The sequence below is a fragment of the Paracoccus sediminilitoris genome (assembly GCF_003259195.1).
GTDB lineage: Bacteria > Pseudomonadota > Alphaproteobacteria > Rhodobacterales > Rhodobacteraceae > Paracoccus > Paracoccus sediminilitoris.
Genome location: NZ_QJPK01000022.1, coordinates 1 through 17,250 on the forward strand (window position 1 = coordinate 1; position 17,250 = coordinate 17,250).

Sequence of the window (17,250 nt, forward strand, 5' to 3'; positions counted from 1 at the left end):
CCATCGCCTTCGAGCGAAAGGCACGGGAAGTGAGCTAAACGCTCTCCACAAAAGCCGGGCAAGTCCAAAAGCACGCGAAATCGCATTGGAGAATAAGCGCCAGGTGCGTGGTGGTGTGGATCCCCTACAAGCCCGAAAAGCTGCAGAGGCCATACCGACTTTCGAGGAGGCGTCCCACACGGTTCACAAGCTGCATGAGCCGACCTGGCGCAACAAGAAGCATGCAGCGCAGTTCATCAGTACCCTGGAGACGTATGCCTTTCCTCGCATTGGAAAGATGAAGGTGGGGGAGGTCTCCACCAGCGATGTGCTGGCCGTGCTGGCGCCGATCTGGAACGAGAAGCGCGAGACAGCCCGACGGGTCAAGCAGCGCATCGGCACTGTGATGAAGTGGGCCGTTGCTCAGGGCTGGCGGCACGACGATCCGTCGATGGCGATCACTCAGGCGCTGCCGAAGGACAAGCAGGCCAAGGAGCATCGCAAGGCGCTGCCCTATTCTGAAGTTGCGGCCTGCATGGCGGCAGTGGAGGGCAGCACCGCTAGACTGACAACCAAGTTGGCCTTCCGGCTGTTAATCCTGACGGCCAGCCGATCGGGAGAGGTCCGGCTAGCACGATGGGGCCAGATTGACTGGAAGAATGAGGGAGGACCGATCTGGACGCGACCGGCGTCGGTGATGAAGGCGAAGAAGGCGCACAGCGTGCCGCTGTCAGAGGCGGCAGTGTCGGTCCTTCGGGCGGCACAGGAGGTCTCGAACAGTGACGATCCTGAGGCGTTGATTTTTCCAGGCGTCGTGAAGGGCAAGCCGTTGTCAGACGCCACCTTGCTCAAGCTGGTACGAGAGCAGGGATATGCGATCGACATTCACGGGTTCCGCACGTCATTTCGCATCTGGACACAGGAACGGACGATATTTGCCCGCGAAGTGGCCGAGGCTGCACTGGCTCATACGATCCAGAACAAGTCCGAGGCATCTTACGCCCGGTCAGAGCTGATGGAAAAGCGCCGGGCGCTGGGAGAGGCTTGGGCACTATATTTGGCGCAGGACCTTGGCAAGGTGGCGAAGCTGGCATGATATCCGAAACTCCAACGAACGCCGCTTCCGCTGATGCGCAACGACCAGCCTCATCAACCAAATCACCTGAAAGAATTGCTGCAGCTGAAGCAATTAAGGAGGGTATTCGTCGTTGGTCCGGCGGCCTCTACACAGATGGTCCGCAGCTACCCGTCGTCAGGGCAGGCGATATCATCGAACACTTCGGTTCTGAGGCAAACGATCCTGTCGAACAGGTCCTGAGAGGCAGTGTTTTGCCGTCGGAGAAGCGCACCGCGGAAGACCGAGAGCGGTTGGCAAAACTTGCATCCAGCTTACGCCAATGTGCTAGCGCATGTTCTGCGTTCGAGGACGCCGAACTCCGAAAGCTTGCAAAAGGCACGAGGCGCGGGCGAACCACTGAGGAGCGCGTATCCTTCGCTTTGGACGTCGAGAAAGCACTTTTGGCGAGCATGACGTTGCTCCTGGAAGCGGCGGAAGAGCGTATCGCTCTATTGGACAAGAAGGCTGAGGAACAGCCTCGCAAGCGCGGCAGGAAGAAAGATACTGCAGTTTACACTGTGGCGGCCGCTCTTGCTCAGCTGTACGCGAAAATCACGGGGAAGCGCCCAACGTACTCCGAGGGAGCGGATGGGCTTTCCGGCGAGTACACTCCGGTCCTGCGGAATGTTTTTGATGCCTTAGGGTGGAAGAAGACTACTTTACGAGGCCCGGCGAAAGCTGCTGTTTCCGCGGTGACAGCGGCAGATTTGCACCTGAAAGAATTGCCGCCACCTCTAGGATTATCACCGTCTTCCTCAGGTTGCGTACCTGAACACATGAGGTCAGCCTTCCAGCGTATTCTAAAAGAAGCGCAGGAAGAACCAGATGACCCACCACATCCTCCGTAGGCCCGAGGTCGAGCGCCTCACTGGCCTCAGCCGTTCGACGATCTACCGTTTGATGGCAGATGGCGAGTTTCCAAAACCTGTCAAGTTGACCCGTAAGGCCGTCGGCTGGCAGCAGAACACCATTAACGAATGGCTGGCCCAGCGTCCGCTGACGGACTGATAGTGAGCCGCCGCCCGGCAAAAGGGCAGCGGTGCTATTCGTTTCGGTTGAGGTGATGCTCCGAAATGTAGCGCGAGCCCCCTTTGTCGGCAAGACACAAGGATCTCAAGAGATGAACCATCTTTGCGGTCTGGAGCGGGTACAGCCTGTTCAGACCACCCTTCCGGAATGCCCGGACGTCTTCCGCGCGCATCAATCAACGAACCCCGCTTGCTTCGGGGTCTACGGTCGTCGTCTCGTGCTGACGATCAAGCACATCGCGGTGCAGGTCGGTCTTAGGGGCGCTTTGCATGGCTGATGCGCGCACCCTAACCCTGCAACTCGGAGGTAAGTGGTATGGCCGCTACGGCATGACCTGCTGCCCTGCGCACGGCGATCGCAGGCCCAGCCTGACTCTGGCGGACGGGACCGATGGACGCTTGCTTCTGCACTGCAAGACGGGCTGTGGCTTTGAGGATGTTCTGAAATCCCTGCGCGACAGGGGTTTGCTGAATGGACATCCCCGACACCAGCCGCCCGACGTTATGGGACTGGCCCTGCGCGAGGCGCAGGACCGAGCCGACGCAGAGCGCGCCGAACGCAAGGCTCTGGCCACGTGGCGCGAGGCGCTGCCGATCAGCGGCACGATCGTGGAAACCTATTTGCGCGGTCGGGGCATCACCTGCGCTCTACCGGACACGCTGCGCTTTCATCCCGAATGCTGGCATCCGACCGCTCGACGCTTCCCGGCGATGGTGGCGCTGATTGAAGGGCTGCCCCGCACCGCGATCCATCGCACCTATCTGCGCCCGGATGGCAGTGGTAAGGCCGATGCTGAACCGACCAAGGCCATGCAGGGCGCAGCTTCGGGCGGCGCTGTAAGAGTTGCTGAGGCCGTTGGACCTCTTGTGGTGGCTGAGGGCATCGAGACGGCCTTGAGCCTGTCCTGCGGCTTGCTGCGCACGCCTGCAACCATCTGGTCCGCATTGTCTGCTCCGGGCATCGCCGCCCTTCGCCTTCCCGACCGCCCGCACTACCTGACCATCGCCAGCGACGGTGACCCAGCCGGAATGGCAGCCGGACACAAGCTGGCCGAGCGTGCCGATGCCTTGGGCTGGTCTGTCAGTCTGCTTCCCGCGCCGCAGGGGCGCGACTGGAACGACATCTTGTTGATGAAAGGGGCTCGCGGATGAACGCCCTGCCCGAATCTACTCCCTTCAAGGCCGAAGGGCCGCAGCCGCTGTTGCGGGAGATCCCGCCTGGTGCCGCTTATCCCGCCCATGCTCTTGGTCCGCTGCGGCAAGTCGTCGAGGCTGTGCAGGACATTACCCAAGCACCCCTGGGCATTGCCGCGCAATCGGCCTTGTCTGTTGCCTCATTGGCCGTGCAGGGTTTCGCTGACGTGGAAACGCTAGGCGGTGACGCGCCTTGTTCGCTGTTCTGCCTGACCATTGCCGAAAGCGGCGAACGCAAATCGTCCTGTGATCGGTTGCTGATGCAGGGGGTTCGCGACCATGAGAAAGATCGGGCCGAAGCTTATCGTGAAGCCGTAGCAGAATATGAGGTTGCGCGTGAAGTCTGGACCGGCCGGCGAAAGCGGATGCTGGTCGAGGCGGCAGGGACAGACAACATTAAGGCGGCCGGGGCGGAGGCCGATCTTCGTGCCTTGGGCCCAGAACCCCGCGCACCGCTGTTGGCCAACGTCACGGCGCAGGAACCGACGTTCGAGGGGCTGTTGAAACTGTATCAGATGGGGCGGCCGGCGCTGGGGCTGTTCTCCGATGAGGCAGGTGGCTTCATCGGGGGGCACGCCATGAACAGCGACAACAAGTTGAAGACTATTGCGGGGTTGTCCCAGCTTTGGAACGGCGACACCGTGAACCGCATCCGGTCCGGCGACGGAGCCAGTAGCTATCCGGGCCGTCGGCTTGCCATGCACCTCATGGCCCAGCCTGTGGCTGCGCGGCCGCTGATGGCTGATCCGCAGGCGTCGGGACAGGGCTTTCTGGCGCGCTTCCTGATCACCGAGCCGCCGAGTACCATCGGCACCCGGCTGCGGCGTGGGCGTAAGGAGGCGAGCGATGTGGCCGTGGTCGCGTTCAAGGCCCGCCTGCGCGAGCTGTTGGATGCACCGATGCCGACTGGCGATAGCCCGCAGGAACTAACACCGGCACGGCTGCCGCTGTCGGGCGGAGCGAGGGAAATGCTGTGGCGCTTCTATGATGCGGTGGAGCGGGCGCAGGGGCCGGGGCAGTTGATGGAGCATGTCCGGGCCTACGCCAGCAAGTCAGCAGAACAGGCGGCACGCATTGCCGGGGTGCTGACCCTGTTTCACAGCTTGGACGCCGTTGATGTGACGCCGGAAGCGATGGGGTGGGGAGTCGAACTGGCACAGTTTTATCTGGGCGAGGCGCAGCGCCTGGCTGAGGCTGGCCTTGTTTCTGAGGAAACTACGAAGGCTGAACAGTTGCGCTTGTGGCTGCTGGATAAATGGCAGCATGATGAGGTGGTGCCGAGTGATATCCTGAATAAGGGCCCAAATGGGCTGCGGGAACGCGCCAGACTGAAGAAACCACTGGAACTGCTGGTCAAGTCCGGGTGGCTTGCGCCTCTTCTGCCGGGGACAGAGGTGCGCGGCATATCGCGAAAAGAAGCTTACCGGATCCTTAGGCCGCGCCATGCTGTTTGACGTAAAAGCCGCGCTGGCCGAAATTCTAGACGGGCCTCAAGCACGCTGCGATTTTTGCGATACTTGCGACTCAGCGGAACTGAAATCGCGGGGATCGCGGGAATCGCAGCTGTACTCTGCTGCTAACTCCGCACCGATCGAGTTGCACATGTCTGCTGCACTCAAAGATGCCGGATCATGTGCTTTGCCGCCCACCCCACCTTCTGGATCACCGCCGAATGAGTTGATCCCGAGCGCTGAGGACTATCGCCGCACCTGGACAGGCCGGGTGGTGTCTATGGATGAATGGCGCCAGCTTTCAGTCTGGGACCAGCACGGCCCGGCAGGGCGGCTGTTCTGCGGCATCTGCAAGGCTTGGGTAAGCCGTGATGGCGATTGTAGCCAGACCGGATGCTGTAAAGGGCAAGGGTTGTGACATGACCGGAGCCGAGTTGGCGGCCATTCGTAAAGCCGCCGGACTGTCGCAAACCGAACTGGCACAGCGCGCAGGTATAGGCCGTCACGCTGTCAGCTATTGGGAATGCAAGGCGAAGGTCGAACGCAGCGCCTGGGCGGTGGAACGCATGGGTGAGGTGCTGACCCTGCCGGATGCGCTCGTAGTCCTGCCAGTCAGGAGGTCCTCGATAGATCGCCGAGCACAAGAGATGGCACGCCAAGATGCACTGATGCTAAACACGATTCAGGCCGTGGAAGCGCGCCTAAAAGCTATCAAAGCCAACCGTCGGGTGCGCTGTAAGGCGAAGACGCGCAAGGGCACAGCCTGCCAGATGAAGTCAGAGCCCGGCAAGCGACGCTGCAAGTTTCACGGAGGTAGATCTACCGGACCTACAACCGTCGAAGGCAGAGCTCGGATCGCCGAGGCTCAGCGCAAGCGCTGGGCAAGATGGAGAACGAGCCAGGCCGTGAAGGCTGCCGGGCTAGTCAGTTAGCAGACCGTAACTATTCTTCCGAGCGCAGCTGCCTCCATGGGGTATTAGACGACGCGCTCCGCTTGATCTGCCCCGGAAAACACCGATACCCCCGGTTTCGGGCTCTGTGTCTACACCACCGGGCGCAAGGGGTTTGTGCTGATCTTACCGGATCGCGGGCCAGCAAAAGCGCTTCACGATCGGGGTCTGGCCGACATGGTCGGTCACCGCCGCCCGGGATGAAGCGAGGCACCTAATCCGTGAAATCGATCGCGGGGATGACCCCCTCGACACCCGCAAGGCAGCCCGTGGGGCGCCCACGGTTAAGGAACTGGCCGAGCGCTTCATTGAGGAACACCTGCCGAAGCTGGCCCCGACCAACGCCTCGGACCAGAAGAGCATGCTGGAAAAGCTGGTCCTGCCCGAGTGGAAGAACCGCAAGGTGGCGGACATCACACCGACGGATGTTGATCGCCTCCTGACCAAGATCGCCGCGGGTCGTGCCCGGCCGTCGAAGAAGAAACCAACCCAGAAGCGGCGCAAGAAACTGGCCCCGCCCAAGCCCACGCCGGTCCGCGCCAACCGGGCGGGCGAGATGCTGCGCAAGATGTTCAACCTCGCCATGCTGTGGAAGATGCGCCCCGACAATCCGACCTTCGGCTTTCGGAGGCGGCCCGAGGTGGCCAGCGACCGGTTTCTGTCCTTCGAGGAGATCGAACGCCTGGCCAACGCCCTGGCCGTCGACGAGGATCAGCGCGCCGCCAGCATCATCCGCCTCTGCATGCTGACCGGCGCCCGTCTGGGCGAGGTCCGGACGGCCACCTTCGATCAGTTCAACCTCGACCTTGCGATCTGGACCAAGCAGGCCGCCTACACCAAACAGCGCCGCATCCACCGCGTGCCGATTTCGCACGAGGCGGTCGCGTTGATCCGTCTGCGCCGTGAAATCGTCCCCAAGGGCTGCCCGTTCCTTTTTCCGGGCGACGTGCCCGACCAGCCGGTCGGTGATCCCAAGCGCTTCTGGCCCAAGATGCAGAAGGTGGCCCAGATCCCCGACGTCCGCATCCACGACCTGCGCCACACCTTCGCATCGCTACTGGTCTCGGGCGGCGCATCGCTGGAAATGATCGGCCGCCTCCTCGGTCACACCCAGATCGGCACTACCCAGCGCTACGCCCACCTGATCGATGCGCCCCTGCGCGCCGGGGTCAATGCCGTGGGGGAGATGCTGAAGCCCAGGCTGAGGGTGGTGGGGGAGGGCGAAACCGCCAGTGTCCGATCGAACGTCGCTTGAAAGCTGGTCGTGGCCTGCGCACCTTCGAACAAGGAGGGGGCCATGGCCAGCATCACGATTCGCAATCTGGATGATGATTTGAAACGCCGCCTGCGCGTGCGGGCGGCGAAGAACGGCCGTTCGATGGAAGCAGAAGCGCGGGAAATCTTGCGCGTGGCGCTTGCTCCCGCCGGAGCCCCCAGGAATCTTGGGCAGTCCATCCACGACAGGTTTGCGGCGCTGGGCGGGGTCGATTTATTGCCAGTTCAGCGAGAGCCAGGGCGTGCAGTAGGCGGGCATTAATAACCCGTCTGCTTCATGCGGCTCGGTTCCAGTAGCAGTCACTGCATCAGCGCGATTCAGAACAACAGAGGTTGCTAAGTTCGGCCAAAATGGCCAAAAGTGCGCATGACAAGGGGCGGAGTACGGCGTGCAGACCCTCAGTGCAAAAGACGCCAAATACGGCTTCGGTCGTCTGATCGATCTGGCTCGATCTGGGCCCGTCGCGGTTGCAAAACATGGGCGACCAGTCGTTGTGGTACTGGCGATCGAAGAGTACGATCGCTTGAAGGATATTGAAATGGGCCAACAAAAGAGCCCCGATAAAGCTGGCAGGGTAGACGAGTGATTGAGCAAGCAATTGGCGCAAAGGCAATCGCGGGCCTGGGGGCAACAGAGGCCCGGCGAAATCACGCTTCCGACCGGGTCCGGGAAAACCCGATCACTTCGACGGGATGTTTCACGCAATGAGTGCTGCCATACCTATGAGCAAGGCTGAGCGAGACCTTGAAGAGGATCTGGTCGCCAAGCTGCGCGACCTGAAATATGAGTATCGCCCGGATATTCGTGACCGAGCCTCCTTGGAAGCAAACTTCAGGAGAAAGTTCGAACAGCTGAATCGGGTCACGCTGACCGATGGCGAGTTCCAGCGGCTTCTTGACGAAATCGTCACATCGGACGTTTTCACAGCGGCCCGCACCCTAAGGGAGCGGAACAACTTCACCCGCGATGACGGCACGCCGTTGAACTACACGCTCGTCAACATCAGGGACTGGTGCAAGAACTCGTTCGAGGTTGTCAACCAGCTCCGGATCAACACGGACAACAGCCACCACCGCTATGACGTTGTTCTCCTGATCAACGGCGTGCCGGTCGTTCAGATCGAACTGAAGACCCTCGGGATAAGCCCGCGACGCGCCATGGAGCAGATCGTCGAGTACAAGAACGATCCGGGGAACGGCTATACCAAGACCATCCTTTGCTTCCTTCAGCTGTTCATTGTCAGCAACCGCGATCGGACGTTCTATTTCGCAAACAACAACGCGCGCCATTTCGCCTTCAACACGGAAGAGCGCTTCCTGCCGGTCTACGAATTCGCGGACGTCGACAACAAGAAGATCGTCCATCTCGAAAGCTTCGCCGAAACTTTTCTGGTGAAATGCACCCTCGGCCAGACGATCAGCCGATACATGGTGCTCGTCGCAAGCGAGCAGAAGCTTCTGATGATGCGGCCCTATCAGGTCTACGCGGTCAAGGCGATCGTCGACTCCATCGCCCAGGACTGCGGAAACGGCTACATCTGGCATACGACGGGCAGCGGCAAGACGCTTACCTCCTTCAAAGCGTCAACGCTCCTTAAGGACAATCCCGACATCGAGAAGTGCCTGTTCGTTGTGGACCGCAAGGATCTCGATCGCCAGACCCGCGAAGAGTTCAACAAGTTCCAGGAAGGCTGTGTCGAGGAGAACACCAATACCGCCTCCCTCGTTCGTCGCCTTCTATCTGACGACTACGCCGACAAGGTCATCGTCTGCACGATCCAGAAGCTTGGGCTGGCGCTGGACGAGAACAGCAAGCGCAACAAGCGGCAGAAGAAGGACGGCAAGAAGAGCTTCAAGGAACAACTGGAGCCTCTGCGCGACAAGCGCATCGCCTTCATCTTCGACGAATGCCACCGGTCGCAGTTCGGCGAGAACCACAAGGCGATCAAGGAGTTCTTTCCGCGCGCCCAGCTCTTCGGTTTCACCGGCACGCCTATCTTCGACAAAAACTCAAACCGCGAGAAGATCGAAGATACCCAAGCCAGCATGATGACGACGGAAGACCTCTTCCAGCAGCGCCTTCACACCTACACGATCACCCATGCCATCGAGGACGGAAACGTTCTCCGGTTCCATGTCGACTATTTCAAGCCGCAGGGCAAAACTCTGCCGAAGCCAGGCGAGCCGTTGGCCAAACGGGCTGTGATCGAAGCTATCCTTGCCAAGCATGACCGGGCCACGAGTCACCGCCGCTTTAACGCTCTGCTCGCCACATCGTCGATCAATGACGCCATTGCGTACTACGACCTTTTCAAGATCATGCAGGCAGAGAAGCTGGCCGCTGATCCTGGCTTCCGGCCGCTGAACATCGCCTGCGTCTTTTCCCCGCCTGCCCAGCTTGCGGAAACCCCTGAGGCGAAGAAGGACATAGAACAGCTTTCGGAGGACCTTGAAAACGAGAGGGAAGACAACAAAGTCGAGCCGGAGAAGAAGAAGGAGGCCCTGAAGGCCATCCTCGCTGACTACAACGTCCAGTACGGCACCAACCACAAGATCGGCGAATTCGACCTCTACTATCAGGATGTGCAGAAGCGGATCAAAGACCAGCAATGGCCGGATGCCGACCTGAAGAAGGCTTACCCGAACCAGCCGCACCACAAGATCGACATCACGATTGTCGTAGACATGCTGCTGACCGGCTTTGACTCCAAATTCCTGAACACCCTCTACGTCGATAAGAAACTCAAGCATCACGGTCTGATCCAGGCCTTCTCGCGCACCAACCGGGTACTGAACGCCACCAAGCCCTATGGCCACATCCTCGACTTCCGCCAGCAACAGAGCGCAGTCGATGCTGCCATCGCGATGTTTTCAGGTGAAGCCGCTGCAGAAAAGGCCAGCGAAATCTGGTTGGTCGACAAAGCCCCGGTGGTCATCCAGAAGCTGGGAGCTGCGGTGCAGAAGCTTGACGCTTTCATGAAGTCGCAGGGCCTTGATTGCGCCCCGGAAGCCGTGCCGAATCTCAAGGGCGACGCAGCCCGTGCGGCGTTCATCGAGCATTTCAAAGAAGTCCAGCGGCTCAAGACACAGCTTGACCAGTACACCGACCTGACCGACGAACACCGCAACACCATCGAACAGGTCCTGCCCCGCGACAACCTGCTTGGCTTCCGCGGCGCCTATCTGGAAACCGCCCAGCGCCTTCGGGCCCAGCAGGGCAAGGGCGCGGACAAGCCCAGCCAGGATGCCGACCAGCTGGATTTCGAGTTCGTTCTCTTCGCCTCGGCCGTGATCGATTATGACTACATCATGGGTCTGATCGCCCGCTATTCCGAGGCGACGCCTGGCAAGCAGAAGATGAGCCGCGAGGAGCTGATCGGCCTGATCCAGTCCGACGCCAAGTTCATGGAAGAGCGTGAGGATATCGCGGCCTACATCGGCACCCTCAAGGCGGGCGAGGGCCTTAGCGAGAAGGCCATCCGTGACGGTTATAGCCGCTTCAAGGCAGAGAAGAACGCGGCGGAACTGGCGGGGATCGCGGGCAAGCACGGGCTGGCAACCGAGGCGCTGCAAGGCTTTGTCGATGCTATCCTGCAGCGCATGATCTTTGACGGCGAGGCGCTGACCGACCTGATGGACCCCCTTGGCCTGAACTGGAAGGCGCGTCGGGTGAAGGAACTCGACCTGATGGCCGACCTGATGCCGCTGCTGCTGAAGCGGGCCGGTGGGCGGGAGATTTCGGGGCTGAGCGCTTATGAGCAGTAAGGGGAAGTCATCGGTCGAGATGGGCGGCGGAACAGCCTTGATACCGAAGCTGCGGTTTCCTGAGTTCGAGGAGGCTGATGGTTGGAAAGAGATACCGCTCCAGAAGCTTGCTCGACCTGTAACTGATCGGGCGACAACCGGCGACGCGGACAACGTGCTAAGCCTTTCGGGCGAGCATGGCCTTGTTCTTCAGAGCGAATACTTCGGAAAGAAGATCGCTGGCAACAGCACTGATCGCTATCTGAAGATTCGCAAAGACGACTTCGTCTACAATGACCGGACAACCAAGGCGTCAAGCTTCGGAACGATCAAACGGCTTTCCGTCCATGAGGGTGGGATCGTCTCGCCGATCTATAAATGCTTCCGCTTCCATTCGAGTGAAAACCCAGCCTTCTGGGAATGGTACTTCGAGTCGGGAAGCCACAATCCAGCGCTGGGTGGGCTCGTAAATGAGGGCGCCAGAGCAGGCCGGTTCAATATCTCCGTTACTCAGTTTTTGTCGACAAACGCATGGCGGCCGGACGAGGCCGAACAGAAAAAGATCGCTGACTGTCTGGACTCGGCGGACGCGCTGATTGCCGCGCAGGGGCGGAGGGTGGAGGCGCTGAGGGCCCACAAGAAGGGCCTGATGCAGCAGCTTTTCCCCCAGGAAGGCGAAACCCAACCCCGCCTCCGCTTCCCCGAGTTCGAGGGTGCGGGGAAGTGGGACGAGGTTCGGTTAAGCACGTTGGGCGAGCTCGTTTCGGGCCTGACTTACAGCCCAGACGATGTTCGGGACGAGGGACTCTTGGTTCTGCGGTCATCAAATATCCAAGGCGGGAAGATCGACCTAAATGATTGCGTCTATGTGGAGCCGAACATAAAGGGAGCGAACCTATCCCAGCCGAATGACATCTTGGTTTGCGTTCGAAATGGTTCGACAGCCTTGATAGGAAAGACGGCCCTTATTCCTCGTGGAATGCCTCTTTGCACGCATGGCGCCTTCATGACCGTTTTCCGATCTCATGCCCCGGAATTCGTCTTTCAGCTTTTCCAGACGTCAAGATACCAGAAGCAGGTCGCCGGAGACCTTGGAGCGACGATCAATTCCATCAACGGTGCGCAGTTCTTGCGCTACAAGTTCTTTGTGCCGAAGCCCTCTGAGCAACAGCGCATTGCCGAATGCCTCACCTCACTGGATGACCACATCGCCGCCGAGGCCAAAAAGCTCGACGCGCTTAAAACCCATAAGAAGGGGCTGATGCAGCAGCTTTTCCCTAAGGTCGGGGAGGATGAGGCATGAGCACTTACAAGAACCTGAAGAGCTTGGTGGGCAGGCTTCGCGACGATCTGACCAATCCAACCGGGGCAGCGTCGCTGGTCTTGATCTATGCCTACAACCGGACCGGCAAGACTCGCCTGTCGATGGAGTTCAAGGACGCAGGCAAGCGCAAGAACAAGAAGAACCCGACAGGCACGCCCGACACACTGTATTTCAACGCCTTCACCGAGGACCTGTTCGTGTGGGAGAACGACCTTGAGGGTGACAGTGTGCGCCGCCTGCAACTGAATGAGAAGTCGTCGTTCTTCAACGCGATGACGGAACTTGCGCTGGACGAAACCATCGCCCGTTACCTTTCCCGCTACGCCGACTTCGAGTTCGACTTCACCTACAAGGACGTCCAGCAGGGCAAGGACACCATCTCCAAGCCGGATTTCGTCAGCTTCCGCAAGGGTGGCGAGGCCAACATCAAGGTATCGCGGGGCGAACAGAACATCTTCATCTGGTGCATCTTCATGGCCATCTGCGAACGGATGCTGGATGGGCATGAATCCTATCAGGGAAAGAAGTACCTCTATATCGATGACCCGATCTCGTCGCTGGACGACAACAACGCGATTTCCGTCGCCTGCGACCTGGCCAAGCTCCTTCGTCGTGCAGCCACGCGAAAGGACGCGGAAGGCAAGCCAGCCCCGATCAAGGTGATCTTCTCTTCGCATCATGCGCTGTTCTTCAACGTCATGTGCAACGAGCTTGGTCGGAAGATCGATGACGCGCCGTCGGTCGACCATCGGCGCTATTTCCTGCACCGGCCAAGTGGCGACGGGACCTACACGCTTCAGGCAACGGAGGACACGCCCTTCTTTCACCATGTAGCCACGCTCGCCGAATTGCAGCGCGCGGCTGATCCGAAGAAGGGCAAGCTCTACACCTTCCACTTCAATGCCTTGCGCAGCGTGATGGAAAAGACAGCGTCGTTCTTCGGGCACCCGAGCATCGCCTTTTGCCTGAAGGCACTGGACAAGGATGAAGATCGGGCCTTGTTCAACCGAGCCCTAAACTTGTTGAGCCACGGCGCTTACGCCATCCACGAACCCACAGAGATGGGTGAGGACAACAAGGAACTTTTCCGGCGCATCCTGAGCGAATTCCTCACGCGGTTCGAGTTCGCCTTGCCAGGTGCCGCTCCGACCAAGCCTCCAGCCACAGCGACAGCCCCGGCGCCCGCGCCCGTTCCTCAGGAAGCCCCCGCACAATGAACGACCAAATCCAACAAAAGCTGGGCAAGACGCTCTGGAACATCGCCGACACGCTGCGCGGGGCGATGAACGCGGACGACTTCCGCGATTACATGCTGTCCTTCCTGTTCCTGCGCTATCTGTCGGACAACTACGAGGCCGCGGCGAAGCGGGAACTCGGCGGCGACTATCCAAGTGACGCAGACGTTGCCGCCGAACGAGCGCGGGTGTCAGCACACAGGGCCGAAGCCTCTGAACGAGCGGCGAAAGCGCGGCAGAACGCTCGCAGCATAGATGAGGTGCAAGTCAATCTTGACGATCCGAATAACTCGGACATCGCAACGCCCTTGCAGCTCTGGTATCGGCGCAACCTCAGTGATGTCGGCGATTTCGAAAAGCAGATGCGCCGCAAGGTGCACTATGTGATCGAACCACTCTATCTGTGGAACAACATCGCCGATTTGGCGAGACGGCAGAGCGACGAGCTTATCGGCACGCTCTACGACGGGTTCAAGCACATCGAGAACGAGTCCTTCCAGAGCACGTTCGGCGGGCTATTCTCAGAGATCAACCTTTACTCGGAAAAGTTGGGCAAGACGCAGGCGGACAAGAACAAGAAGCTCTGTTCGATCATCGCCGAGATCGCGAGAGGGCTGGCAGAGTTCTCGAACGAGGTCGACCATCTGGGCGATGCCTATGAATACCTGATCGGCCAGTTTGCTGCCGGTTCGGGCAAGAAGGCGGGGGAATTCTACACGCCGCAGCAGATTTCGGATATCCTTTCGGCGATCGTCACCCTCGACAGCCAGGAACCCGCGACAGGCCAGAAGGATCGCCTGGCAAGCGTTTTGGACTTTGCTTGCGGATCGGGCTCGCTCTTGCTGAACGTGCGCAAGCGGATGGGCGCGCATGGCATCGGCAAGATTTTCGGCCAGGAAAGCAACATCACGACCTACAACCTCGCCCGTATGAACATGCTGTTGCATGGGGTGAAGGACACCGAGTTCGAGATCTTCCACGGCGATACCCTGGCCAATGACTGGGATATTATGCGCGAGCTGAACCCGGCCAAGAAGCCTTCCTTCGATGCCGTGGTCGCCAACCCGCCCTTTAGCTTCCGCTGGGAACCGACCAAAGCGATGGGCGATGATGTGCGGTTCAAGAACTACGGACTGGCGCCGAAGTCAGCCGCTGACTTCGCCTTCCTCTTGCACGGCTTCCACTATCTGAAGGATGAAGGCGTGATGGCCATCATCCTGCCTCACGGTGTGCTTTTCCGGGGCGGGGCAGAGGAGCGTATCCGCACCAAGCTGCTGAAGGACGGGCACATCGACACGGTGATCGGCCTTCCCGCAAACCTGTTCTATTCCACCGGCATCCCGGTCTGCATTCTTGTGCTGAAGAAGTGCAAGAAGCCGGATGACGTGCTCTTCATCAACGCAGCCGAGCACTATGCGAAGGGCAAGCGTCAGAACCAGCTGACAGATGAGCACATCGGCAAGATCATTGAGACCTACCAGTTCCGCAAGGAAGAAGATCGGTACTCCAAGCGTGTGAGCATGGAGCGCATCGCCGAGGAGGGTTTCAACCTCAATATCTCCCGGTACATCAGCACAGCGGTTGGAGAGGAGGAGATCGAACTAGCAGAGACCCAAAGGGAACTGGTCGAAATCGAGAAGCAGGTGCGGGAGGCAACTTCGAGGCACAATGGCTTCTTGAAGGAACTCGGCCTGTCCCTGCTTCCAGGCGGCGATTGAGGTGAAGCCTCTGATCGATCTCATTTTTGGTGCGTCATGACCGGCGAATCTGTAACCTTTGCCCGGGCTATCGGCATCGACTACTCGGGCGCCGAGACGGCCAACTCGAGCCTGAAGGGGCTGCGGGTCTACATGGGCGACCGGGGCGAGGCGCCCCGGGAGGTTGCCCCGCCGCCCTCACCGAAGCGATACTGGACGCGGCGCGGGATCGCGGAATGGCTGGTCGAACGACTCGCCGAGGACATCCCGACGGTCGTCGGGATCGATCACGCTTTCTCGTTTCCCTTGCGCTACTTCGAGGTCCACGGATTGCCGCCAGAATGGCCCGCGTTCCTCGATGATTTCCAGCGACATTGGCCGACGGATGCTGATCATACCTATGTCGATTTCGTGCGCTTCGGCACGGCCGGGAACGGGGCGGCGCGCGAGGGAAGCCCGCGCTGGCGCCGCATAACGGAAGAGCGATCCTCCGGGGCGAAGTCGGTGTTTCATTTCGACGTGCAAGGGTCCGTGGCTAAGTCCACGCATGCCGGAATCCCTTGGCTGCTTCATATCCGACGCGAACTGGGCAATCGAGTTCACTTCTGGCCCTTCGATGGCTGGGAGGTGCCGGTGGGAAAGTCGGTGGTCCTCGAGGTTTACCCACGACTGTGGAGCGCGCGCTATCCTGTGGAGGATCGCACACCGGATCAACACGATGCCTACAGCGTGGCGGCCTGGCTCTCGAAAGCGGCTGCAGACGGGGGGCTTCTGAAGGCGATGACGCCCGAGCTCTCGCCGCCCGAAATGGCAGTGGCACAGGTCGAGGGCTGGATACTGGGAGTCTCTTGGGCGCCAACGAAAAGGCCAAGCCCACCGCAAAGCCTAAGGCAAAGGTGGCAGGCGCTAGCAGTGGCGGCAAGACGACCAAGGCGGGCTACGTGAACAAGAACGGCCAGGAGGTTTTGCAGGCTACCGATCTGCCGGGCAACGACCACAACCAGGTCGTCTATGTCCTCCGGTGCGGAAGCTGCGGTCATCGCTATGGGGCGAATGGCTCAGATATCTGGCAACGGAAATGTCCGGCCTGCGGCGGCGGGGCAGAGGGGTTAGCATTTTGACGAGTTCGGTCGAGGGCGAAGGTTTCGGGTCAACAATAGGTCAACCTGCCGATCTACGTCTTTCACGGTTTGGGCTACATCTGCTTCCGCCGGTTGCGGTTGAGAGCGGCAAGGTAATCAATCGAAATCAACGGGTTGGCGCGTAAGTGGTTGAAATCTAAGGGCCTGATGTTCTCCTTTTGGTCCGCCTCATAACCTGAAGGTCGCATGCGACTGCTGCAGGACTGCAGCTGTTCGGTTGAGGTTAAATCCTGTCCCCCAAACCACCGTTACGGACCCATTACCAGCCCCGGCAACACGCTGGGGCTTCGTCATGTCCGGACGCCCACCACCCGTAGCGTCTTATGTAAGACCCAAGATCCCCGCACGCTCGCCCAACAGCTCCACATGGTGCCCGCCCGGCGCAGCCGCCTCGGGGACCATCCGGATCTCCCGGATTAGGCCCCGCAGGATTCCCGTTACTGCAGGCCGGCTCATATGGTCTTGCAGCGCCTCCGCCAGCGTTGCGTTCAGCCCCGCCTTCCGCGCCTCGAGAGCCTCCATCTTGGCCTTCTTCGACGAGTGATACATGCCGTCCTTAATCGCCGTCAGCAGGCCCGCGGTCTTCGCCTCGACCTGCGACAGCTCCTCGGCCGACTGCAAGGGCGCAACGACATGATCGTGGCGAAGCGCGCCGCCGTCATGTTGTAGGAAATGTCACAGCCGGCCAAAGCATTGAAGGCTGCCGCCGTCAGCCCTACGCCCTCCAGCGACGAGCGAGCTTCCAGAGTGATCCTGGCTATGGGCACAAGAAGGCTGCAGGACCCAAGGGGTTGGCAGTATCTTGCGGCATGATGCGTCTGACGTCTTTCTCTCCGCAAGACTAGGCGGGAGCGCTCCTAGGGATAATCGACAGATCAGAAGCCTAACCAATTTCGCGTCGTTCCGAGCCTTTTGATTCTCAACCCGTCCCACTGCTACCCGACACGCGTGGGGGGGCAGATGGGGGGATAAAAAACTAGCACCCAAAATTAACCTTAAAATACAGCCGGTTCGGCTGATAAATGGCGGAGGCGGTGGGATTCGAACCCACGGTGGGCTTTCACCCACGTCGGTTTTCAAGACCGGTGCATTAAACCACTCTGCCACGCCTCCG

At 60.0% G+C, this 17,250-nt stretch carries 16 protein-coding genes and 1 tRNA gene; 15 read left to right on the top strand and 2 right to left on the bottom strand.

Translation table 11 applies throughout. The features are described from left to right. The 15 genes from DKT70_RS13890 to DKT70_RS13955 all read left to right on the top strand — a co-directional run. Positions 1 to 1,075: tyrosine-type recombinase/integrase (locus DKT70_RS13890; protein ID WP_111559756.1), on the top strand; the 1,075-nt coding region annotated here is incomplete at its 5' end. Further along, a complete protein-coding gene (locus tag DKT70_RS17815; RefSeq protein WP_146612645.1) occupies positions 1,072 to 1,944 on the top strand; it encodes a hypothetical protein in 873 nt (290 codons plus the stop codon). The genes DKT70_RS13890 and DKT70_RS17815, both read left to right, overlap by 4 nt. After that, a complete protein-coding gene (locus DKT70_RS13895; protein WP_111559711.1) occupies positions 1,922 to 2,104 on the top strand; it encodes a helix-turn-helix transcriptional regulator in 183 nt (60 codons plus the stop codon). The genes DKT70_RS17815 and DKT70_RS13895 overlap by 23 nt, the downstream gene beginning before the upstream one ends. Before the next feature lie 112 nt (positions 2,105 to 2,216). Continuing rightward, positions 2,217 to 2,402, top strand: coding sequence for a hypothetical protein (locus tag DKT70_RS13900; protein WP_111559712.1), 186 nt, complete (start codon positions 2,217 to 2,219; stop codon positions 2,400 to 2,402). After that, positions 2,395 to 3,276 carry a DUF7146 domain-containing protein gene (locus tag DKT70_RS13905; RefSeq protein ID WP_111559713.1) on the top strand — a complete coding sequence of 294 codons (882 nt, stop codon included), beginning with the start codon at positions 2,395 to 2,397 and terminating at the stop codon, positions 3,274 to 3,276. The genes DKT70_RS13900 and DKT70_RS13905 overlap by 8 nt, the downstream gene beginning before the upstream one ends. Continuing rightward, entirely contained in the window at positions 3,273 to 4,772 is a 1,500-nt protein-coding gene (locus tag DKT70_RS13910) for a YfjI family protein (RefSeq protein WP_111559714.1), read from the top strand. Before DKT70_RS13905 ends, DKT70_RS13910 begins: the two co-directional genes overlap by 4 nt. Before the next feature lie 416 nt (positions 4,773 to 5,188). Continuing rightward, positions 5,189 to 5,701 carry an HGGxSTG domain-containing protein gene (locus DKT70_RS18230; RefSeq protein ID WP_199559606.1) on the top strand — a complete coding sequence of 171 codons (513 nt, stop codon included), beginning with the start codon at positions 5,189 to 5,191 and terminating at the stop codon, positions 5,699 to 5,701. Between the two features lie 178 nt (positions 5,702 to 5,879). Continuing rightward, positions 5,880 to 6,974 carry a tyrosine-type recombinase/integrase gene (locus DKT70_RS13920; RefSeq protein WP_407672216.1) on the top strand — a complete coding sequence of 365 codons (1,095 nt, stop codon included), beginning with the start codon at positions 5,880 to 5,882 and terminating at the stop codon, positions 6,972 to 6,974. A gap of 42 nt (positions 6,975 to 7,016) precedes the next feature. After that, positions 7,017 to 7,256, top strand: coding sequence for a FitA-like ribbon-helix-helix domain-containing protein (locus tag DKT70_RS13925; protein WP_111559715.1), 240 nt, complete (start codon positions 7,017 to 7,019; stop codon positions 7,254 to 7,256). A gap of 127 nt (positions 7,257 to 7,383) precedes the next feature. Then, positions 7,384 to 7,581: a type II toxin-antitoxin system Phd/YefM family antitoxin gene (locus tag DKT70_RS13930; RefSeq protein WP_111559716.1), complete on the top strand. Its 198-nt coding sequence runs from the start codon at positions 7,384 to 7,386 to the stop codon at positions 7,579 to 7,581. A gap of 136 nt (positions 7,582 to 7,717) precedes the next feature. Beyond that, a complete protein-coding gene (locus DKT70_RS13935; protein WP_111559717.1) occupies positions 7,718 to 10,759 on the top strand; it encodes a type I restriction endonuclease subunit R in 3,042 nt (1,013 codons plus the stop codon). After that, entirely contained in the window at positions 10,749 to 12,041 is a 1,293-nt protein-coding gene (locus DKT70_RS13940) for a restriction endonuclease subunit S (protein WP_199559607.1), read from the top strand. Before DKT70_RS13935 ends, DKT70_RS13940 begins: the two co-directional genes overlap by 11 nt. Further along, a complete protein-coding gene (locus DKT70_RS13945) occupies positions 12,038 to 13,279 on the top strand; it encodes an AAA family ATPase (protein ID WP_111559718.1) in 1,242 nt (413 codons plus the stop codon). The genes DKT70_RS13940 and DKT70_RS13945 overlap by 4 nt, the downstream gene beginning before the upstream one ends. Continuing rightward, on the top strand, positions 13,276 to 15,015 hold the full coding sequence (locus DKT70_RS13950; protein WP_111559719.1) for a type I restriction-modification system subunit M: 1,740 nt from the start codon (positions 13,276 to 13,278) through the stop codon (positions 15,013 to 15,015). Before DKT70_RS13945 ends, DKT70_RS13950 begins: the two co-directional genes overlap by 4 nt. A 36-nt stretch (positions 15,016 to 15,051) precedes the next feature. Continuing rightward, complete coding sequence (locus DKT70_RS13955; protein ID WP_199559608.1) at positions 15,052 to 15,939, top strand: hypothetical protein; 888 nt, start codon at positions 15,052 to 15,054, stop codon at positions 15,937 to 15,939. Positions 15,940 to 16,457: 518 nt separating this feature from the next. Here DKT70_RS13955 and DKT70_RS13965 read toward each other — a convergent pair. After that, positions 16,458 to 16,757 carry a hypothetical protein gene (locus tag DKT70_RS13965; protein WP_111559721.1) on the bottom strand — a complete coding sequence of 100 codons (300 nt, stop codon included), beginning with the start codon at positions 16,755 to 16,757 and terminating at the stop codon, positions 16,458 to 16,460. Between the two features lie 402 nt (positions 16,758 to 17,159). Beyond that, positions 17,160 to 17,249, bottom strand: a tRNA-Ser gene (locus DKT70_RS13970). Position 17,250 lies beyond the last annotated feature (1 nt).